At 70.9% G+C, this 20,309-nt stretch carries 15 protein-coding genes; 6 read left to right on the top strand and 9 right to left on the bottom strand.

What is annotated here, in order from left to right; genetic code table 11:
- Positions 1-5: 5 nt before the first annotated feature.
- Genes AB0B64_RS29120 through AB0B64_RS29100 form a run of 5 tightly spaced genes read right to left on the bottom strand, consistent with a single transcriptional unit; the run spans position 6 to position 5,292 of the window.
- Complete coding sequence (locus AB0B64_RS29120) at positions 6-317, bottom strand: AzlD domain-containing protein (protein ID WP_357641961.1); 312 nt, start codon at positions 315-317, stop codon at positions 6-8.
- A complete protein-coding gene (locus tag AB0B64_RS29115; RefSeq protein WP_357945435.1) occupies positions 314-976 on the bottom strand; it encodes an AzlC family ABC transporter permease in 663 nt (220 codons plus the stop codon). The genes AB0B64_RS29120 and AB0B64_RS29115 overlap by 4 nt, the downstream gene beginning before the upstream one ends.
- A gap of 11 nt (positions 977-987) precedes the next feature.
- On the bottom strand, positions 988-1,866 hold the full coding sequence (locus AB0B64_RS29110) for an AraC family transcriptional regulator (protein ID WP_357945437.1): 879 nt from the start codon (positions 1,864-1,866) through the stop codon (positions 988-990).
- Positions 1,863-3,530 carry a serine/threonine-protein kinase gene (locus AB0B64_RS29105; RefSeq protein ID WP_357945439.1) on the bottom strand — a complete coding sequence of 556 codons (1,668 nt, stop codon included), beginning with the start codon at positions 3,528-3,530 and terminating at the stop codon, positions 1,863-1,865. Before AB0B64_RS29105 ends, AB0B64_RS29110 begins: the two co-directional genes overlap by 4 nt.
- A 10-nt stretch (positions 3,531-3,540) precedes the next feature.
- Entirely contained in the window at positions 3,541-5,292 is a 1,752-nt protein-coding gene (locus AB0B64_RS29100; RefSeq protein ID WP_358181063.1) for a serine/threonine-protein kinase, read from the bottom strand.
- A gap of 286 nt (positions 5,293-5,578) precedes the next feature.
- Between AB0B64_RS29100 and AB0B64_RS29095 the strand changes: the two genes are divergently transcribed.
- On the top strand, positions 5,579-6,571 hold the full coding sequence (locus tag AB0B64_RS29095) for a chorismate mutase (protein ID WP_358181060.1): 993 nt from the start codon (positions 5,579-5,581) through the stop codon (positions 6,569-6,571).
- A gap of 232 nt (positions 6,572-6,803) precedes the next feature.
- Here AB0B64_RS29095 and AB0B64_RS29090 read toward each other — a convergent pair whose 3' ends face one another.
- The gene (locus tag AB0B64_RS29090; RefSeq protein ID WP_357945446.1) at positions 6,804-7,880 is read right to left on the bottom strand and encodes an SGNH/GDSL hydrolase family protein; all 1,077 of its coding nucleotides are present in this window, start codon (positions 7,878-7,880) and stop codon (positions 6,804-6,806) included.
- A 530-nt stretch (positions 7,881-8,410) separates the two neighbouring features.
- Between AB0B64_RS29090 and dnaE the strand changes: the two genes are divergently transcribed.
- Together dnaE and AB0B64_RS29080 are read left to right on the top strand one after the other, a co-directional pair.
- Complete coding sequence (gene dnaE / locus AB0B64_RS29085; protein WP_358181057.1) at positions 8,411-11,929, top strand: DNA polymerase III subunit alpha; 3,519 nt, start codon at positions 8,411-8,413, stop codon at positions 11,927-11,929.
- 83 nt (positions 11,930-12,012) lie between these two features.
- On the top strand, positions 12,013-13,380 hold the full coding sequence (locus tag AB0B64_RS29080; RefSeq protein WP_357945452.1) for an amidase: 1,368 nt from the start codon (positions 12,013-12,015) through the stop codon (positions 13,378-13,380).
- 102 nt (positions 13,381-13,482) lie between these two features.
- Here AB0B64_RS29080 and AB0B64_RS29075 read toward each other — a convergent pair whose 3' ends face one another.
- The gene (locus tag AB0B64_RS29075) at positions 13,483-13,992 is read right to left on the bottom strand and encodes a hypothetical protein (RefSeq protein WP_357945454.1); all 510 of its coding nucleotides are present in this window, start codon (positions 13,990-13,992) and stop codon (positions 13,483-13,485) included.
- Between the two features lie 63 nt (positions 13,993-14,055).
- On the opposite strand from AB0B64_RS29075, the gene murA reads away from it, so the two are divergent.
- Positions 14,056-15,366 carry a UDP-N-acetylglucosamine 1-carboxyvinyltransferase gene (gene murA, locus AB0B64_RS29070; RefSeq protein ID WP_358181054.1) on the top strand — a complete coding sequence of 437 codons (1,311 nt, stop codon included), beginning with the start codon at positions 14,056-14,058 and terminating at the stop codon, positions 15,364-15,366.
- A 58-nt stretch (positions 15,367-15,424) separates the two neighbouring features.
- A complete protein-coding gene (locus AB0B64_RS29065) occupies positions 15,425-17,824 on the top strand; it encodes a transglycosylase domain-containing protein (RefSeq protein WP_358181051.1) in 2,400 nt (799 codons plus the stop codon).
- Here AB0B64_RS29065 and ybaK read toward each other — a convergent pair.
- On the bottom strand, positions 17,805-18,299 hold the full coding sequence (gene ybaK / locus AB0B64_RS29060) for a Cys-tRNA(Pro) deacylase (protein WP_358181048.1): 495 nt from the start codon (positions 18,297-18,299) through the stop codon (positions 17,805-17,807). The genes AB0B64_RS29065 and ybaK overlap by 20 nt on opposite strands.
- Before the next feature lie 20 nt (positions 18,300-18,319).
- Positions 18,320-19,096: a helix-turn-helix transcriptional regulator gene (locus AB0B64_RS29055; RefSeq protein ID WP_357945463.1), complete on the bottom strand. Its 777-nt coding sequence runs from the start codon at positions 19,094-19,096 to the stop codon at positions 18,320-18,322.
- A 54-nt stretch (positions 19,097-19,150) separates the two neighbouring features.
- Between AB0B64_RS29055 and AB0B64_RS29050 the strand changes: the two genes are divergently transcribed.
- Positions 19,151-20,302: an MFS transporter gene (locus AB0B64_RS29050; protein WP_357945465.1), complete on the top strand. Its 1,152-nt coding sequence runs from the start codon at positions 19,151-19,153 to the stop codon at positions 20,300-20,302.
- Positions 20,303-20,309: the final 7 nt, after the last annotated feature.

Below are 20,309 nucleotides of genomic sequence, written 5' to 3'. Positions count from 1 at the left end.
GCCGTCTACCCGATAAAAACCCGGACAAGCGCGGTCACTATTGCTGCTGTCGCCAGAATCACCAGGAATGGGGCGCGCAGCAGGAGCGCGACGACGGCCGCGCCCAGCCCGGCCGTGCGGGCGGCGTCGAAGTGGAGCTCGCCGTGCTCGGTGAACATCTGCACCGCGATCAGGGCGGCCAGCAGCGCCACGGGCACGAGTTCGGCGAAGCGGCGGACCCGGGGATGGTCGAGCACCCGGCGCGGTGCCGCCAGCCCGGCCAGCTTGAGGGCGTAACACCCGGCGCACACCGCCGCGATCGCCCACCACAGCGTCATCGGAGCAGCACCGCCAGAACGACGACCGCCGACAGCAGCACGGGCACGCCCGGAGGGAAGAACGGCGTCGCGCAGAGCGCGACCGCCGCGCCGGCCACCGCCAGCCACCTGATCTGGGCGCTGCCCGTCAGGCGCGGCCACAGGATGGCCAGGAAGGTCGCCGGGCCGACCGCGTCCAGCCCCAGCGCGCCCGGATCGCCCAGGAACGACGTGCCGAGCGCCCCGGCCAGCGTGGTGAGGTTCCAGGTGACGTACAGGCTGGCGAAGGTGGTCGCGAACGCGGTGCGTGCCGCCTCGGGCGAGGGCTGGGCGAGCGTGACGGCGGTGGTCTCGTCGATCACGCCCTGCGCGGCGAGCAGCCGGCGCGGGCCGCGTACCCGGAGCAGGTCGGCCAGGCGCAGCCCGTACAGGGTGTTGCGGCCGCCCAGCAGCAGCGCGCCCGCGGCGGCCGCCACCAGGTCGCCGCCCGCGCCCACCGCTCCGGCCAGCGCGAACTGCGAGGCGCCGGTGAAGGCCAGCAGGCTCAGTACGCACGCCTGCGCCACGCTGAGGCCCGCGGTGATCGCCGCGGCGCCGAAGGCGAGCCCGGACAGCCCTACGGCCAGGCCCACGCCAAGACCGTCCCGTATCGCGGCGGAACGGTGTGTTGTCTGTCCCATGAGATGTGAGGCTAGGTGAAGAGGAAATCGCCGGTCTTGTACGTTCCTGCTGACCGTTGGTAGGCCGCGGGTGGCACGCCCACGATGCGTTTGAAGTGCCGGTTCAGGTGGGCTTGGTCGGTGAAGCCCAGTTCGGCGGCCACCTGCGCCGGCCTTACGCCCGAGTCCAGGAGCCGGCGGGCCCGCTGGATCCGCATGGAGATCAGGTAGGCGTGGGGCGGCAGGCCGGTCGCGGCCTTGAACGCGCGCAGCAGCGGGAACGGCCGCGCCCCGACGGCCTGCGCGAGATCGTCCAGGGACGGCGGGTCCACCAGGCTCTCGTGCAGGACCTCCAGCGCCTCGGCGACCGCTCGTCCGCCTTCGGCGGGCAGGACGGCGGACGGGCGCGGCGTGGCGTGCCGGATCAGCAGGCGGGAGAAGAAGCCGCGCATCAGCGACGAGGCGGCCAGCGCGTCGCCCCGCTCGGCGGCCAGGTGCGCCCGGCCGAGCAGCGCCGCGACCGCTTGGTCCCGCACCACCTGCTCGGGGAAGTACGGCGTCGTGTACGGCAGGCCGAGCTCGGCCGCGAGCCCCGAGAGCGCCTCCACCGATGGGTAGAGCATCCGGTACGACCAGCCGTCCGCCGTGCCCGCCTGGCCGGTGTGCACCGCCTCCGGGTTGACCAGCACCACCTCGCCCGCGCCCGCCCGGTGCAGGTCGCCGCGATACTCGAACTCCTCCACGCCGTCGAGGATGAGTCCGATCGCGTAGCCGTCGTGCACGTGCCGGGTGAAGCGGTGGGTGACGTAGTGGGCCTTGAGCAGGTCCAGCTGGGGCAGCGCCGGGTGGCGCCAGAAGCGCGCCCGCTCCTTCGCCGCCTCGTTCACCGGGTCGTTCACTGGGTCATTCACTGGGGCCTGAATGTCTTGACGAACTCGTCGAAGTAGTGCCGGTCCTGGTCCCACCATGAGTCGGCCGTGTCCCAGTAGAGGGCGAAGTGGCGGCCGTCGGCGGTGCGGAAGCCGCGGTTGATCACGTGGATCAGCATGCTGCCGCGCTTCCTGGTGAACTCCCAGTCGGCGGCCGGCCGGCCGAGGTAGGACGTGGCCCGGATGCCGATCCGCTTGTAGCCGTCGAACTCCCCCTTGGCCTGGATCTCCTTCTCCAGCTCCACCCAGCGGCGCTCGGGGTCGGCCGAAGGCTTCTCGGGGACGGTCCACTCGACGATCATCTGGCCCGGTGTGCCGGGGCCGGTGATGGTGATGCTGTCCCTGTCGGGGTTCTTCTTGGCCTGCCAGTCCTTGGGGAGGCCGATCGAGAAGTCCCCGGCGGAGTTGACGAGCCGGCGCCAACCGGCGGGCAGCCGCGGCGGGCTGGGCGTCGCGGTCGGCTCGGCGGTGCGGGTGGGGGATGGCGTCGTCGTCCCGCTGGAGGTGGGGGTCGGAGTGGCGCTGGGGGTGGGGGTGGGCATGCCGGTGGGGGACTGCTGGGAGGTGACGACGTACCAGCCGCCCGTGCCCAGCGCCGCGACGGCGATCACGACCGCGGGGACGGCCATGAGCCACCCGCGCCGACGGGTCCGTACGGGCATGGTCCCCGCGGGCCCGAATCCGCCGGGTACCTGGGTTCCCGCGGACGCGAACCCGCCGGGTACCTGGGTTCCCGCAGGCCCGAATCCGCCGGGTACCTGGGCTCCCGCGGGCCCGAACCCCCCGGCTACCGGGCCGCCGGGTTGCGGGGTCTGAGGTCCGGCATATCCGTACACCATGGGTTCGGCGGCGGCGGTCCGGAGCAGGTGGGCGGCCTCGTCGGCGGGCATCCTCGCGGCCGGGTCCCGCTGCAGCAGGCCCATGATCACCGGGCCGAGCACGCCTGCCCTGACCGGCTGCCCGGGCAGGTCGCGCAGCACCGCCGCGACCGTCGCCGCCCACGAGTCGCGCTTGAACGGCGGCGCGCCCTCGACGGCCGCGTACAGCGTCGCGCCCAGCGACCACAGATCGGACTCGGGCCGGGCGGGCTCGCCGTTGAGGCGTTCGGGCGGCATGTAGGCGGGCGTGCCCACCAGGCCACCGGTGGCGGTCAGACCGGCCTCGGCCTCCAGCGAGGCGATACCGAAGTCGGTGAGCACCACCCGGCCGTCATCGGCGAGCAGCACGTTCTCGGGCTTCACATCGCGGTGCAGCACCCCGGTCGCGTGCGCGGCCCGCAGCGCGTCGAGCACCCTGCCGCCGATCGCCGCGGCCTGCGCGACCGGCAGCGGGCCGTGCTCGCGGATCACCTCGGCCAGCGACCGCGAGCGGATCAGCTGCATGACGATCCACGGGCGGCCGTCCTCCTCGACGACGTCGTGGATGACGATCACCGAGGGGTGGTCGAGGCGGCCCGCCGCCCTGGCCTCCCTGATGGTCCTGCGGTTGAGCTCGGCCCGCTTGTCCTCACCGACGCCGGTGTAGCGGACCTCCTTGATCGCTACCGTACGGTCGAGCAGCTCGTCGTAGGCACGCCATACCACGCCCATCCCGCCCTCGCCAAGCGGTTCGATGAGCCTATATCGGTTGCTGACCTGCCTTTCCACGCAGGGAAGCCTACTTGGCCGGGGTGAAGGTCGCGGCGAAGGTGTCGAAGAAGTGTTTGTCCTTCTTCCACCGGCTCTCGAGGTTGTGCCAGTAGATCGCGTAGCCGCGGCCGTTGGCGACGAAGCCGCGGTTGCGCACCTTGGTCGGGCCGGTGTTCGTGTTCCAGGTGAAGTCCCAGTCGGCGGCCGGCCAGCCGCGGAAGTCGACCGCCTTGATGCTGATCTTGTCGTAGCCGCCGAACCCGTATTTGGCGGTCTTCTCCTGCCTCTTCCAGTCCTTGAGCGGGTCCTTGCCGGGGTTCGTCGTCATCTCGAACATGATGTACGCGTTGCTGCCCGCCCCCTTGCCATGGAAGGCGATCTGGTTGCTGTTGTGCCGGTACCTCGTCCAGCCCTTCGGCAGCGCGACGGAGAACTTCAGCTTCTTGTTCGTGTACTTCCTCCAGCCGTCGGGCACCGCGGCGGCCGTCTCGGTGGGCTTCGGCGTTGACGTTGGCGTCGGCGCGGCGGACGGGCTGACGGTCGGCGTGGCGGATGGAGCCGCGCTGCTCGGCGTGGTCTTCGGCGGGTCGGCGGTCGCCGCGGTCGGCTTGGCCGAGTCCTTGACAGGAGGCGTGACGGACGCGGACTTCGTCCCGTCCTCCGGGCTGTCCTTGGCCGAGCGCAGGCCGAGATAGCCGCCCAGGCCCGCCACGAGCACGACCGCGACGATCACGCCGACGATCGGGCCCCACCGTCGGCCGTCGGGCCGGACGGCGTTCTGGGTGGACTGGGGAGGCTCCTCGGAATGCGCGCCGGTCGCCGGGGTGAGCCGCGCACCGGTCTCGGGCGGGGCGTCGGCGGCCGCCGCCAGCAGGTTGGGGTCGGTCGGGGTCTCGTCCACGGCCGGCGGGATCACCGCGGTCGGCGCGGGCGCGGACGCCGAGGACTTCCGTGACCGTTGCTGCGTGATGACGGCCCGCAGCAACTCCCCGGTCTCCTCGTAGCCGAGGCGCTGCACCGGCTCCTTGGTCAGCAGGCCGCTGATCACGCCGCTGAGCGGCCCGGCGTGGGGAGCCGGGTCCGGTTCGTCGGTTAATACGGCGTGCATGGTCGCGAGCGCCATGCCGCGCTCGTGTGGCGAGCGGCCTTCCACCGCCGTGTAAAGGGTCGCGCCGAGCGACCACAGGTCCGACTCGCGCCGCGCGGGCAGCCCCTTGAGCCGCTCGGGCGCGATGAACGCCGGAGTGCCCGCCAGCCCCGTCACCGTGAGCTGCGTCTCCGTCTCCAGCGTCGCGATGCCGAAGTCGGTGAGCACCACCCGGCCGTCATCGGCGAGCAGTACGTTCTCCGGCTTGACATCCCGGTGCAGGACGCCGGACTCGTGCGCGCGATGCAGCGCGTCGAGCACGGCCAGGCCGATCTCGGCCACCCGCTTGGGCGGCAATGGCCCATCCTGCTTGATCACTGCTCCCAGGGAGCGTGACTGGACGAGCTGCATGACGATCCAGGGCCGGCCGTCCTCCTCGATCACGTCGTGTACGACGATCACGTTCGGGTGCTCGAACCTGGCCGCTGCCCTCGCCTCACGCATCGTGCGCCGGTTCAGCAGCTGCACCTCGTCACCCAGCGCGGCGGCGTATCTGACCTCCTTGACCGCGACCGTGCGGTCGAGAAGCTCGTCATGGGCTCGCCAGACGATGCCCATGCCACCTCTGCCGATGGGTTCCTGCAGCTGGTAACGACCGGCGATGCGGCGTCCGTCCCGCTTGCGATCCGACATCAACGGCCTCGTACCCTCCTCTAGGCCAGGAAATACTCCCATAGCGAGGGATCAACGGCGACTCGCCTGAAGGCTAGTCCGCTATGTGAGAGGGGGAGTCCAGCAGGTGGAGGGCCGGTGTAAAGTCTAGACATGACTTGTCGCTACGCGTTTACCGAGCCGGCTCCGGGAGGGCCGGTCGTCGGCTAGCGACCACCCGGAGTCGGCAACAGGCAGAGACGCCATCGTCTCTGCCTTTTTGATTTCCTGCCGGTTCCAGGGGAGCCGGCCGATGTGGGGAGCCGAGATGTCATCGACCTTGGAACGGCACGTGGTGACCGTGGGCGGCCTGCGGGTGGGCGACGGCCCGGCGGTGGTGATCGACCGCCGGATCAGCCTGCGCGGGCCGGGCAACGGCGCGACCGGGCTGGGCGGCGCGACCGGGCCGGTCGGGCCGGGCGGGGCGACCGGGCCGGGCGGGGCGACCGGGTGGGACCGGGTGGAAGCCCGGCGTGACGGGGTGACGCTGGTCGAGCCGGGCTCGGCGGCCGACCTGCCGGCGATCGCCGGGGCGGCCGACGGCGTGGTCATCGGGGCGGCGTGGACGCGCGACATCCCGCTGGTGCGGGCCGTGGCCGGGCTGGGCCTGCCGGTGGTGGTCGAACGCCGGGCGTCGGCGACGCTGGAGGAGTGGCTGGGGCTGGCCGACTACTGCGCCCTGGAGTGCGACGACCGGGTGATCCTGTGCGAGACGGGACGGCTGGACCTGGGGCTGCTGCGGGCCGCGCGGGCGGCGTCGGGGCGGCCGGTGCTCGCCGACGTGAGCGCGGACCTCGGGCTGTCGGCGGCGGCGGTGGCGGCGGGCGCGGACGGCCTGATCGTGGGCGGCCCCGTCGGGGGTACGGGTGACGCCCGCCGGACGGAAGAGCACGGGGAGGCCGATGTACGGCTGGCCGAGGAAGCGGTGGCGCTCGTCGGAGCGCTGGTCCGTCCCGAGGCGCCCGCCACGCTGCCCGAGTGCAGGCAGGCGATCGACCGGGTGGACGCGGCGCTGGCCACGCTCCTGGAGCGCCGCGCCGCGCTCGCCGGGATCGTACAGACCCTCAAGCCGGTGGGCGGCTTCGCGGGCCGCGACATGGCGCGCGAGCGGGCGCTCGTCGCCCGGATGGCCGAGCACGCCCCCGAGTTGGGCGAGGCCCGGCTGGTCCCCATCATGAACGCCGTCATAGAGGCGGGCCTGAGCCTGGCCGAGGAACGATCGGCCAACGGCCGGAGCCACCGGCCGGAAACGACGGCGTAGGGGCGACGAAGGCTCGCTGGGTGTTCATACACCCCCGAAGGGGCCTCTGCCACGTTGCTTGCGCCCTCCTGGAGGGCCGTCCGAAGGGGCCCCGGGTGTTTCGTCACATGACCGCCTCGATCCCTGTGCCGATCCGTCGCGGCTGATGTCCCTTGAGGGATGCCCCCTGCGGGGGAGGGGAGAAGGCGGTCCGTTGTGGCTGGTGTCCTTTTGGGGGATTCCCTCTGCGAGGCTAGAAGCGGCCGTCGCCGGTGCTCGGGGTCGTGAGGCGGAAGTTGTTCATCGGGCGCCCAGGCCCGGCGGCGATCCGGGCGTTGATCAGTTCGGCGAACCGCCGGTAGCCCGCGCCCGTCGGATGGAAGCTGCGGCTGTTGACGACGAACTCGTCCAGGTTCAGCGCCAGCCCGTTCACGTACGGGTCGGGCTGCCCGACCTCGTGCCCGGCGAACGCGTCATAGGCGTCCACGTACTCGATGCTCCCCGTCCCCCCGAACGCCACGATCTCCCGGTCGAACTCCCCGGCCACCCGCGCCACGACGTCGTTCAGCTGCCGCGTCATGCCGTTGAGCCACCGCTGGTCCTCCACGGTCAGGTTGTCGACCCCGTCCGGGGGCGCGGCGGGAAACGGCCGGGGATAGCCGAGCACGATGATGCGCGCGTTCGGCGCCCGGCTCCTGAGCTCCCGCAGCACCTTCGTCATGCTGGGCCGCAGCCCCGCGATCCGCTTGGCCACCTCCGACTGCTGGTCGACGCACGCCGAGGACCAGGGCAGCTTGACGATGCAGCCGGTGAGCACGCTGGTGAACCCGGCGTCGTTGCCGCCGATGCTGAGCGTCACCAGGCTGGCGGCCGCGCCCACGCGCTCGATCTGCGGTTGCTGACCGTACTGGCCGGAGAAGAGCTGGCGGGTGGTGGCGCCGCTGCAGGCCCAGAAGGCGCTGCCGCCGCCGAAGCGGTGGGCGCCCGCGACGAGCGGGACGTAGGAGCCCGGCGAGCGGTGGCAGCGGTCGGCGCCGCTGTTGATCGGCCGCGCGGCGCGATCGTAGACGCCCTCGCCGGAGGAGTAAGAGTCGCCGAGCGCCACGTACGTGCCGCTCTGCGCGGCCTGCACCGGAGACAGGCGGGTCAGGACCGGGAGCCGGCCGGGCGACGGCCCTCCGGCGGGGCAGCCCGCGCCGATGGTGGCGCAGGCGAGCGAGGTGTACAGACCCAGGGGAGCGCCTGCGAGAGCGAGCGTGGCGCCGAGCAGAGCGGCCGCGGCGATCTGGACGATCTTCCCTTTCGTCCCGTTCAGCGTGGCCTCCCCCAAGTGGTGACAACTCCGCCAGGAAGCGTCTTCGGTTCCCTGTGTTTACCTCAGTAAAACGGACGTCGGCGTAGTCTCGTCGCACCCAGCCGAGGCCGGGCAGTGATCCGGTGGAAGCCGAAGCCGCGTCCGTCCGGCAAGCCGGGCGGACCGTGGGTGAGAACCGCGTTGTCAGGGCCTGACTGCGCACTGCTGGAGGAAGTGCGCCTCTTGGGCCACCGCCCCGCCGGACGCTGTCCCGTTGATACGGACACCAACAGGGGCGGGGACCGAGCGCCAGTCAGGCGCCCGGCTGTGACAGAAAATTGCCCCACGATTACCATCCGTCGCAACCAAGCGAGTCGAAGAAATCCAACAACAGTTCTAACCGCCTCGCATGGCGAACGCCAGCAACAGTTCGTACCCTAATCGACCGGTGATCGCCGCGACCTGCCTTCACGGTGAGGACGCCCGTTCTGTACGACTCCAGGACTGTCGGTGGCGGCTACTAAAGTCGGAGCGCACGCCACGATGCAGAGGGGAGGCGCCGCTCCATGTCGTCCAGCGACTCGTTCGTGCATCTGCATGTCCATACCGAATACTCGATGCTCGACGGGGCCGCGCGCCTGGAGCAGTTGGTCGGCCGGGCCGGCGACCTGGGGATGCCGGCGATCGCGATCACCGATCATGGCAACCTGCACGGCGCCTACGACTTCTACCGGCGGGCCACCGCGGCGGGCGTCAAGCCGGTGATCGGGACCGAGGCATACCTGGCGCCGGAGTCGCGCCACACCAAGCAGCCGGTGCTGTGGGGCGAGCCGCACCAGCGGCGCGACGACGTCTCCGCCGGTGGCCACTACACCCACCTGACGATCTGGGCGCGCGACAAGGTCGGCCTGCACAACCTGATGCGGCTGTCCTCGCGCGCCTACACCGAGGGTTTCGTCCGCAAATGGCCAAGGATGGACGCCGAGATCCTCGCCGAGCACGCCGATGGGCTGATGGCCACCACCGGCTGCCCGTCGGGTGAGGTCCAGACCAGGCTGCGGCTCGGCCAGTACGACGAGGCGCGCGCCGCCGCCGCGAAATATCAGGAGATCTTCGGCAGGGACAACTTCTTCCTGGAGATCATGGACCACGGCCTCGACATCGAGCGCCGGGTCCGCGACGGGCTGAGCGCGATCGGTCGCGACCTCGGCCTGCCGCCGCTGGTCACCAACGACTCGCACTACACCTACGCCTCCGACGCCGCCTCCCACGACGCCCTGCTGTGCGTCCAGACCGGCAGGCAGCTGTCCGATCCCGACCGGCTGCGCTTCGACGGCAGCGGCTATTACCTCAAGAGCGCCGCCGAGATGCGCGCGGTCGACTCCTCCGACCTGTGGGCCGAGGGCTGCCGCAACACGCTGCTGGTGGCCGAGAGGGTCGATCCGACCGGGTTCTTCGCGTTCAAGAATCTGATGCCGGTCTACCCGGTCCCCGAGGGGATGACCGAGCGGGAGTTCTTCCGTAAGACGGTCTGGGAGGGCATGGACCGGCGCTGGCCGGAAGGCTTCGACGACGAGCATCGCCGTCGGGCCGCGTACGAGATGGGCGTCATCGAGCAGATGGGCTTCCCGAGCTACTTCCTCGTGGTCGCCGACTTCATCATGTGGGCCAAGGAGAACGGCATCCGGGTCGGTCCGGGGCGAGGGTCGGCGGCGGGCTCGCTGGTGGCCTACGCGATGGGCATCACCGACCTCGACCCGCTGCCGCACGGCCTGATCTTCGAGCGGTTCCTCAACCCCGACCGGGTCTCCATGCCCGACGTCGACATCGACTTCGACGAGCGGAGGCGGGCCGAGGTGATCCGTTACGTGACGGAGAAGTGGGGCGCCGACAAGGTCGCCATGATCGTCACGTTCGGCACCATCAAGGCCAAGGCCGCCATCAAGGACGCCGGCCGCGTCCTCGGCTTCCCCTACGCGCTCGGCGACCGGGTGTCCAAGGCGTTCCCGCCCGCGGTGATGGGCAAGGACATCCCGCTGGCGGGCATCTTCGACGAGGGTCACCCCCGCTTCGCCGAGGCGGGCGAGCTGCGCCGGCTCTACGCCGAAGAGGCCGACGTCAAGGCGGCGATGGACCTCGGCAGGGGCCTGGAGGGCCTGATCAGGCAGACCGGCGTGCACGCAGCGGGCGTGATCATGTCGGCCGAGGTGATCACCGACTACCTCCCGGTCATGCGCCGCGAGTCCGACGGCGCGATCATCACGCAGTTCGACTACCCGGCCTGCGAGGCGCTCGGCCTGCTGAAGATGGACTTCCTGGGCTTGCGCAACCTCACGATCATGGACGACTGCCTCAAGATGATCGAGGCGACGGCCGGTGAGCGGATCGACCCGCTGACGCTGCCGCTCGACGACCGCAAGACCTACGAGCTGCTCGGCCGGGGCGACACGCTGGGCGTGTTCCAGCTCGACGGCGGCGGCATGCGCTCGCTGCTGCGGCTGATGAAGCCCGACAGTTTCGACGACTGCTCGGCGCTCATCGCGCTCTACCGCCCTGGCCCGATGGGCGCCAACTCGCACACCAACTACGCGCTGCGCAAGACCGGCCAGCAGGAGATCGCGCCGATCCACGCCGAGTTCGAGGAGTCGCTGGCCGACATTCTCGACACGACCTACGGCCTGATCATCTATCAGGAGCAGGTCATGGCCATCGCGCAGCGGGTCGCCGGGTTCTCGCTCGGCAAGGCCGACCTGCTGCGGCGGGCGATGAGCAAGAAGAAGAAGTCCGAGCTGGCCGAGCAGTTCGCCTCCTTCGAGAGCGGCATGCGGGCCAACGGCTACTCCACTGCGGCGATCACGACGCTGTGGGACATCCTGCTGCCCTTCTCCGACTACGCCTTCAACAAGGCCCACTCCGCCGCTTACGGCCTCATCGCCTATTGGACCGCCTACCTCAAGGCCAACCACCCGGCCGCCTACATGGCCGCGCTGCTGTCGAGCGTCAAGGACGACAAGGACAAGTCAGCCCTCTACCTCCACGAGTGCCGCCGGATGGGCATCAAGGTGCTCCCGCCCGATGTCAACGACTCCGACTTCGACTTCACCCCGCGCGGCGCCGACATCCGCTTCGGCCTGTCGGCGATCCGCAACGTGGGCGGCAACGTCGTCGACGGCATCATCGCCGCGCGCAGGCAGAAAGGCCGCTTCACCGACTTCACGGACTTCCTGCGCAAGGTCCCGACGCCCGTCTGCAACAAGCGCGTGATCGAGTCGCTGATCAAGGCCGGGGCCTTCGACTCGCTCGGCCATGAGCGCAAGGGGCTGGTCCTGGTGCATGAGCAGGCCGTCGAGGCGATCGTCGACATCAAGAAGCACGAGGCCATCGGCCAGGACTCCCTGTTCGGCGCCGTCGAGGACCAGACGTTCGAGGTGCGGATCCCGGTGGGGGAGTGGGACAAGCGCACGCTGCTGCAGTTCGAGCGGGAGATGCTCGGCCTGTACGTCTCCGACCACCCGCTGTTCGGCCTGGAGCACATCCTCGCCTCGGGTGCCGACTGCTCCATTGCCGCGCTCCAGGACGACAGCCGCGCCGACGGGCAGATCGTCACGGTCGGCGGCATCCTGAGCGGCCTGCAGCGCAAGCGCACCAAGAAGGGCGACACCTGGGTGCTCACCCAGCTCGAGGATCTCGAAGGCGCGATCGAGGTGCTGATCTTCCCGTCGGCCTACCAGCTGAGCTCGACGATCCTGGCCGAGGACGCGCTCGTCTTCGTCAAGGGGCGTCTCGACAAGCGGGAGGACGTGGCCAAGATCATCGCGATGGAGGTCACCGTGCCCGACTTATCGCGGGAGCCGCGCGGGCCGCTGCTGGTGAGCCTGCCGCTGACCCGCTGCACGCCGTCGGTGGTGGGGCGACTGAAGGAGATCCTGGCCGCGCATCCCGGCACGTCGGAGGTGCATCTGCGGGTGTACGACGGGTCCAGGGCGACGGTCATGCGGGTCGGTGACGGGTTCCGGGTGGCGCCGTCGGCGGCACTGATGGGCGACCTCAAACAGCTCCTCGGTCCCGCCTGCCTGGGCGCGTGAGCGACGACCGGAACGGTGACCGCCTGGGCGCGGGATCGACGACCGGATCGTGACCGCCGGGGGGTGTGAGCGACAATCGGATCGTGACCGCACCGCACTACCTGACCGCGACCGAGATGGCCCACCTGGTCAGGACCCGCCAGGTGAGCGCCGTCGAGCTGCTCCAGGCCCACCTCGACCGCATCGAGCAGGTCAACCCCCAGGTCAACGCCATCGTGACGCTGGTCGCCGAGCAGGCGCTCGACGCGGCCAAGGCCGCCGACGCCGGTGAGGCGACCGGGCCGTTGCACGGGGTGCCGGTGGCGCACAAGGACCTCGTCGACACCAAGGGCATCCGCACCACCTACGGGTCGCCGATCTACGCCGATCATGTCCCCGACAAGGACGACGTGATCGTGGAGCGGCTCAGGTCGGCCGGGGCGATCCTCGTGGGCAAGACCAACACACCGGAGTTCGGCACCGGCTCCCACACGGTCAACGAGGTGTTCGGGGCCACCCGCAACCCCTACGACCTGTCCAGGTCCGCCGGGGGCAGCAGCGGCGGGGCGGCGGCGGCGCTGGCGTCCGGGATGGTGCCGCTCGCCGACGGTTCCGACATGGGCGGGTCGCTGCGCAATCCGGCCTCGTTCTGCAACGTGGTGGGGCTACGGCCGACGCCGGGCCGGGTGCCCGCCCTGTCGGACCAGGCCGCCTGGTACACGCTCTCCGTTCAGGGGCCGATGGCCAGGACGGTCGACGACCTGACCCTGATGATGTCGGTTATTTCGGGATTCGATGCTCGTTCTCCGTACTCGATCACCGAGGGCTTCACCCCCGACGAGCGCGACGTCGCCGGGCTGCGCGTGGCCTGGAGCCCCGATCTGGGCGGGCTGCCGGTGGACCCCGAGACGGCGGCGGTCACCGCGACGGCGCCCGATGTGTTCGAGCGACTGGGCGCGCGCGTCGAGCAGGTCGAGCTGGACCTGTCGGACGCCGACGACGCCTTTCGCATCTACCGGGCGTGGTACTACACGCTCGCCTTCGGTGAGCTCGACGGGCTGGGCGCCAACACCGCCTGGAATGTCGAGCAGGGCCGCAAGCTCACCGGCGCCGACCTGGCCAGGGCCGAACGCCTGCGCAGCGGCCTCTACCACCGCATGGCGGCCTTCTTCGACACCTATGACGTGCTGATCGCCCCGGTCAGCCAGGTGCCGCCGTTCCCCGTCGAGCACCCCTACGTGAGCGAGATCAACGGGGTCAAGCTGCCCGACTACCTGGCGTGGATGCGCTCCGCGTACTGGATCAGCGTCCTGCACGCGCCCGCCGCGTCGGTCCCGGCCGGATTCACGCCGTCAGGGCTGCCGGTCGGCGTGCAGATCATCGGCCGGCCGTTCGCCGACGCCACGGTGCTGCGCGTGGCCTGCGCCTTCGAGCGGGCCACCGAGCACGGCCTGCGCCGCCCGCCCCTCTGACCAGCCCTTTCGACGGCCGGCCCTTCCGACGGCCGGCTCGTCCGAGGACCTGTCCGTCCGCCGACCTGGCCCCTCTGACCAGCGGCCCCTTGAGGGGCCCCGTCAGCCGATCCCGTACGGCTTGCGCAGCGGCGACTCGCGATACCCGTGCATGCCCTCCAGCAGCCCGAAGAAGCCCACCGCGACCAGCGGCCAGGACACGATCACGCCCGTGGCGGTCAGTGCCAGCGACCCGGGGACGACCTTCACCCCGGGCTCGGCCGCGGCCTCCACGGCCACCACGCCGAACGTGAACGTCGAACCCACCCAGAGCGTGAGGAACGCCGCCAGCACCCCGCCGACGCCGAGCCCCAGCAGCACGGCGAGCTGGTGCCGCCGGCCGAGGAACCACGCGAGCGCCCCGCAGGCCAGCCCGAGCCCGCCGGTGATCACCGCGTACCATCCGTCGGCGGCGATCAGCGCCTGCGTGGTGGGGTCCGCCAGCACCGGCCCCTGCGCCGTGACCTGGTACGGCGCGCGGGGGGACAGGTGGGACCACAGCAGCCCGGCCAGCACTGCCAGAGCGGCGAGGATGAGGACAGTAACCGCAAATGCGCGAACATGCCTCGCCACGCCGCTCCCCCTCACATTTACGTCTTAATCAGCTCGATCGTATCTCCCGGCTAGGCTCGCTTCGTGAATGAAGACAAGGTCTGGCTGATCGAACCTTCCGGTCCCCTCAGGGGTGACGTCGAAGTACGCGGCTCCAAGAACGCGGTGTCCAAGCACATGGTCGCCGCCATGCTGGGCACCGGGGAGAGCACCATCCACAACGTCCCCGAGGTCGGCGAGGTCGGCATCACGGCGGCGATGCTCGACGCGCTGGGCATCAACGTGGAGATCACCCGGACGGAGATCCGCATCGGTCAGGGGCCGGAGATCAGGCCGCGGGTGCCCGACGCGTTCACCGGGCTCAACCGCATCCCGATCCTCATGCTGGGCCCGCTGCTGCACCTGGCGGGGGAGGCGTTCGTGCCACTGGTCGGCGGCGACCCCATCGGCCGGCGGCCGGTGAACTTCCACGTCGAGGCGCTGCGCGCGATGGGCGCCGAGGTCGAGGTGGGCGACACCGGGATCTTCGCCAAGGCCAAGCGGCTGAACGGAACCCGGCTGGAGCTGCCATATCCGAGTGTCGGTGCGACCGAGACGATCCTCATGTCCGCGGTGCTGGCCGAGGGCAAGACCGTGGTGAAGAACGCGGCGATGGAGCCCGAGGTCGTGGAGCTGGCGCTGTTCCTGCAGCGGATGGGTGCCAGGATCGAGCTCTCGCCCGATCGCAGGATCGTCATCGAGGGCGTGGAGCGGCTGCACGGCGCCTCCATCTGGCTCGCGGGCGACCGCATCGAGGCGTTCTCCTATCTCGCGGCGGGCCTGATCACCGGCGGCGAGGTGCGGGTGCACGGCTGCCCGCAGGACCGGCTGGTCACCGCGATCACCACGCTGGCCAGGATGGGCGCCCAGTTCGACATCAACGACGAATACCTGTGCGCCACCGCGCCGCCCGAGGGGCTGCGCGCGGCGGCCGTGCAGACCGACACGCATCCCGGGTTCATGACCGACTGGCAGACGCCGCTCATGGTGCTGTTCACGCAGAGCCAGGGCATGTCGGTGCTGCACGAGACCGTCTTCGAGAACCGCCTGGTGTACGTTCCGGCGCTGCAGAAGATGGGCTGCGAGATCGAGGTGTTCGACCAGTGCCTGGGCGGCCCGGCCTGCCGCTACCACGACACGAACGCCAGGCACTCGGCCGTCGTACGGGGCGTGTCACAGCTCAAGGGCGCGGACGTGACGCTGCCCGACATCCGGGCCGGGTTCTCGGCCGTGCTGGCCGCCGCGGTGGCGGACGGGACCTCGACGCTGCGCGGCGTCAACCACATCGAGCGCGGCTATCACCAGCCGTTCGAGCAGTTCGCGTCACTTGGTCTGAATATCCGCAGACAACAGTAAAGACGCGCGAGGCCGGTGTTTGCCGATGGCTTCCCGGCCGCAGATCAACTGAGTGACTGTGCTCAGATCCGTCGGCGTGCTCGCCGTGGCCGGGGCGATCGGCGGGGTCCTGGCGGCGGCGCTGGCAGCCCCGGTCGTGACCGGGGCGGGCCTGTCCGCCAAGAACGTCGCCATGACGTTCGTCGACCTGCCGCCCGCCCCTCGTGAGGAGCCGCTGTCCCAGGTGACCCGCCTCCTCGACCGGAACGGCAAGCAGTTCGCCCAGTTCTACGAGGCCAACCGGACGACGGTCCGGCTCGATCAGGTGGCGCAGGTGATGCGCAAGGCGATCGTGGCCATCGAGGACGCCCGGTTCTACGAACACGGCGGTCTGGACGTCAAGGGCACGATCCGGGCACTGCTCACCAACACGCAGGCGGGCGGGATCAAGCAGGGCGGCTCGTCCCTCACCCAGCAACTGGTGAAGAACATCCTGGTGGAAGGCGCCCGAACTGACGCCGAGCGCGACCGGGCCCGCGCGCCCAACCTGGCCAGGAAGATCACCGAGCTGCGGTACGCGCTGGCGATGGAGGAGAAGTACCGCAAGGACGAGATTCTTGAGAAATATCTGAACATCGCGTACTTCGGCGCGGGCGCTCATGGCGTCGAGGCGGCGGCCAGGCGGTTCTTCTCGACCACGGCCGCCCGCCTCACCCTGACCCAGGCGGCCACGCTCGCTGGGGCCGTGCGCGTGCCGTACTCGACCGACCCCTCGCTGGGCGAGCGGCACCTGGACCGGCTGCGGCAGCGGCGCGACATCGTGCTGGACCGGATGGCCGGGGTGGGCGCGATCTCGCAGCAGGAGGCGGCCGCGGCCAAGCGGACCGGCCTCGGTCTCAAGCTCCATCCGGAGCCCGGCGGCTGTGCCCAGAGCAGCTACCCGTTCTATTGCTATTACGTTCAGCGGGAGCTCCTGACCAATCCCGCCTTCGGCAACACCGCCGCCAAACGGCAGGCCAGGATGAGCACGGGCGGGCTGGTGATCCGTACGAGTCTCGACCCGGTGGCCCAGCGGGCCGCCGAGCACGCCATCCGGCAGCGGGTGCACCCCGACGACACCCAGGTGGCCGCCGAGGCCATGGTCGAGCCGGGCACCGGGCGGATCATGGCGATGGCGGCGAGCAAGCGTTTCGGCCGCAACCCGGGCAACAAGAAGAACGGCGCCAGGACCACCTTCAACCTGCCGGCCGACATGACGCACGGCGGCGGGATGGGGTTCCAGGCCGGTTCCACGTTCAAGGTGTTCACGCTGGCCACGGCGCTGAAGCAGGGCTGGCGGTTCGGGGACGGGTTTCAGACCCCCGGCGAGCTGACGCCCGATCAGGGCTATCGCGACTGCCGGGGCCGGCGCGTCAACGACCCGAAGACGACCATCTACAACGCCTCCGGCGAGGGCGCCGGCGGCCCGCACAGCCTGGAGACCGGCACCTGGAAGTCGGTCAACATCTTCTACATGATGCTGGAGCGCAAGGTCGGCCTCTGCAACGTGGTCACGACCGCCAAGGCGCTGGGCATCTCCCGCGCCGACGGGACGCCGCTGCGCGAGGTGCCCACGTTCACGCTCGGGGCCAACGAGATGGACCCGGTGACGGTGGCGGCGGCGTTCGCGACGTTCGCGGCCAGGGGGAGGTACTGCCGGCCGCTGGCGATCGTGGAGATCACCGGCCGGGCCGGCGAACGCACCCAGGTGCCGCCCGCCTGCGAGGAGGCCCTCGACCGGCCGGTGGCCGACGCGGTCAACTGGGTGCTGAGTGGTGTCTTCACCGAGGGCACCATGCGCGGCCAGAGCATCGGCCGTCCCGCGGCGGGCAAGACGGGCACGAACAACGGCTACACCTCGGCGTGGTTCGCCGGTTACACCCCGGACCTGGCGGCGGCGGTCAGCGTCGGGGACATCAGGGGCGCTTACCGCTACCCCCTGCAGAACGTCCAGATCGGCGACGAGTACTACGGCTCCGTGCAGGGCGCCTCGCTACCGGGCCCGATCTGGGTCGACTCGATGCAGGAGGCGCTGAGCGACACCGCCCCGTCGGGCTTTCCCCGTCCCGACATGTCCCGCTTCGGCGGCGGTTTCACCCCGGGCCTGAAGGAGGCGCTGGCGGCGGAGGCGAAGGCCCGTCACGAGCACGAGCGGTTCGCCCGCGACAGGCGCCGGAAGATCACCCACCGCGGACGCTTCACGTTCATGGAGCGATGGAACCGCCGGGACTTCCGGGAGCCACGGCATCGCCGTGACGCCCTGGAAAGGCGTCCCGGTGCCGCCCTGGAACCTCGGCGTCCCGAGGGCGCCCGAGACCCCCGGCGTCCCGAGGACGTCATGGAACCTCGGCGTCCCGACGACGTCATGGAACCGCGGCGTCCCCGTGATCTCCTGGAGCCGCGTCATCGCCGCGACAGGATCAACCGGCACTTCCGATAGCGGCGGTGACGGCCCCCGTCAGCGAGATCAGGTTGGCGGGGGCGGTCTCGATCTGCAGCCCCCGCTTGCCGGCGGAGAAGTAGATCGTCCCGAACTCCAGCGCCGACGCGTCGACCACGGTCGGCAGCCTCTTGCGCTGGCCCAGCGGGCTGATGCCGCCGACCACGTAGCCCGTGACGCGTTCGACCTTCGCCGCGTCGGCCATGGCCGCCTTCTTGCCGCCGAGCGCCGCCGCCAGCGCCTTGAGGTCGAGCTTGCCCGAGACCGGCACGACCGCCACCGCGAGCGCGCCCTCCACCTCGGCCACCAGCGTCTTGAAGATCCGCTCGTGCGGCACGCCGAGCGCGTCGGCGGCCTCCTCGCCATAGGCCTGCGCGTTGGCGTCGTGCTCGTAGGGATGAAGGGTGAACTCGGCCTTGGCCTTCGTCAGCGCCACTGTGGCCGGAGTGCCCCCTTGGGCTTTCGCTCTGCTCACAGGACGCCAGTGTAGCGAATCTACATTGTAAAGGCGCGGCCCGGGGTGTACCCGAGAGCTTCCCGGAAGGCGACGATGAAAGCGCTGGCGGTGGCCCAGCCGCACCGGTGCGCGACCGTGGTGACCGCGATCCCGTCGGCCAGCAGCAGCAACGCGTGGTGCAGGCGCAGCTGCGTACGCCATTGCGGGAACGTCATCCCCAGCTCGCTCCTGCAGAGCCGGGCCAGCGTCCGGTCGCTGGTGCCGGCCAGCCGCCCGAACTGCGCGAGCGTGCGGTGGTCGGCCGGGTCGTCGTGCAGGAGTGCGCAGACGGCGGCCAGTCGGGGATCGCGGGCCGTGGGCAGGTGGAACGGCTGCTCGGGGGAGCGGCGGAGCTGGTCCAGCAGGACGGCCCGCAGCCGCTGCCGCTCAGCGCCGCCGTCGCTGGGGTCGGCGGTATAGGCGATTCGGCCGTCGCCGGGGTCCGCGGTGTAGGCGATGATCAGCTCGCGCAGCAGCGGGCCGACGGCGAGCACGGCGGGCCGGTCGAGGCGCAGCGGGTTGTCGGTGATGGGCAGGCCGACGAGCCGCAGGTCGGTGTCGCCGTGCGCGCGGTGCTCGTGGACGGTACCGGCCGGCACCCAGATCGCCCGGTTGGCCGGAGCCACCCAGGTGCCCGCGCTCGTCGTCACCGACAGGACGCCCCGGCAGGCGTAGGTGATCTGGTGGGTGTCGTGGCGGTGCGCGTCGATCCCGGTGCCGGGCGCGAGCGGCCGGATCCCGGTGGGTGCCTCCGGAAGATGGCGGATTTCCATCATGGGTTGGCATTTTATCGGAAGCGGGCCAGGTCATCCCGGGGCGACGATCAGAGGGTGAAGGCGAACAAGGTCGTGATGCTGGCCGTCGGCCATGCCGGTGTGGACGTGTACCAGGGGGCGGTGCCGGCGTTGGTGCCCTTCCTGGTGGCGCAGCGCGGCTACGGGTACGTCGCCGCGTCGGGCATCGTGCTCGCCGCGACGCTGCTGTCCTCGATCGTCCAGCCGGTCTTCGGCGCGCTCACCGACCGCCGGCGGATGCCGTGGCTGATCCCGGTCAGCATGCTCACGGCCGGGCTCGGGGTGGCGCTCAGCGGTGTCACCGACGTGTACGCCCTCACCTGGCTGGCGGTGGCGCTGTCGGGTCTCGGCGTGGCGGCCTACCATCCGGAGTCGGCCCGCCTGGCCAGGATCGCCAGCGAGGGCAGTCACGTGCGGATGAGCTGGTTCTCGCTGGGCGGCACGCTCGGCTTCGCCACCGCGCCGATCGTCGTCACGCCGCTGCTGTCGCTGTGGGGGCTCGGCGCCTCGCCGTTGCTGGTCATCCCCGCCGTGGTGGGCGCGCTGCTCACGCTCACCGTGATCCGCTCGCTCTCCCGCCACGGTGAGGCGGCTCGGGCGAGCGCCCGTTCCGCCGGGCGGGACGACTGGCCGTCGTTCGTCCGGCTCACCCTGGTGATCGTCTTCCGGTCGATCGCGTACGTGGGGTTGAGCGCGTTCGTCGCCCTGTACATGGGTGGGGGCGCGGCGGGGGCGGTGGCGTTGTTCGTGCTGTTCGCCGGGGGTGCGGTGGGGACGCTGCTCGGCGGCCGGCTGGCGGGGCGCTGGGGCCGGGTGCGCACCATGTGCCTGGCGTACGCGGCCGCCGTGCCCGCCATCGCCGGGGTGGTGCTGGCGCCGGGTCCTTTCGCGTACGTGTTCATCGCGGCCTCGTCGATCACCCTGTACGCGCCGTTCTCGCTGCATGTGACGCTGGGCCAGGACTTCCTGCCCAATCGTCTGGGCACGGCCAGCGGCGTCACGCTCGGCCTGGCGGTGAGCGCCGGTGGCCTGACCAGCCCGCTCGTCGGGGCGGTGGCGGAGGCGACCTCGCTCCGGGTCGCGCTCGCCGGTCTGATCGTCTTTCCGGCCCTGGCCTGGCTGCTGGCCCGTACGCTCAAGGACCCCGCTCCCGCCGTACGGGAGCCGCTGCCCGCTGCCGGCGCGTAGCGATCGG

The organism is Nonomuraea sp. NPDC049129, assembly GCF_040648495.1.
Lineage (GTDB): Bacteria > Actinomycetota > Actinomycetes > Streptosporangiales > Streptosporangiaceae > Nonomuraea.
The sequence above is the reverse complement of the archived record's forward strand: the minus strand, read 5'-3'. Positions and strand labels throughout refer to the sequence as shown.

Excerpts from the sequence above, each read along its gene's own strand:
- AB0B64_RS29120 (WP_357641961.1), bottom strand. The coding sequence starts at position 317 with ATGACGCTGTGGTGGGCGATCGCGGCGGTGTGCGCCGGGTGTTACGCC.
- AB0B64_RS29115 (WP_357945435.1), bottom strand. The coding sequence starts at position 976 with ATGGGACAGACAACACACCGTTCCGCCGCGATACGGGACGGTCTTGGC.
- AB0B64_RS29100 (WP_358181063.1), bottom strand. The coding sequence starts at position 5,292 with ATGTCGGATCGCAAGCGGGACGGACGCCGCATCGCCGGTCGTTACCAG.
- AB0B64_RS29095 (WP_358181060.1), top strand. The coding sequence starts at position 5,579 with ATGTCATCGACCTTGGAACGGCACGTGGTGACCGTGGGCGGCCTGCGG.
- dnaE (WP_358181057.1), top strand. The coding sequence starts at position 8,411 with ATGTCGTCCAGCGACTCGTTCGTGCATCTGCATGTCCATACCGAATAC.
- AB0B64_RS29055 (WP_357945463.1), bottom strand. The coding sequence starts at position 19,096 with ATGATGGAAATCCGCCATCTTCCGGAGGCACCCACCGGGATCCGGCCG.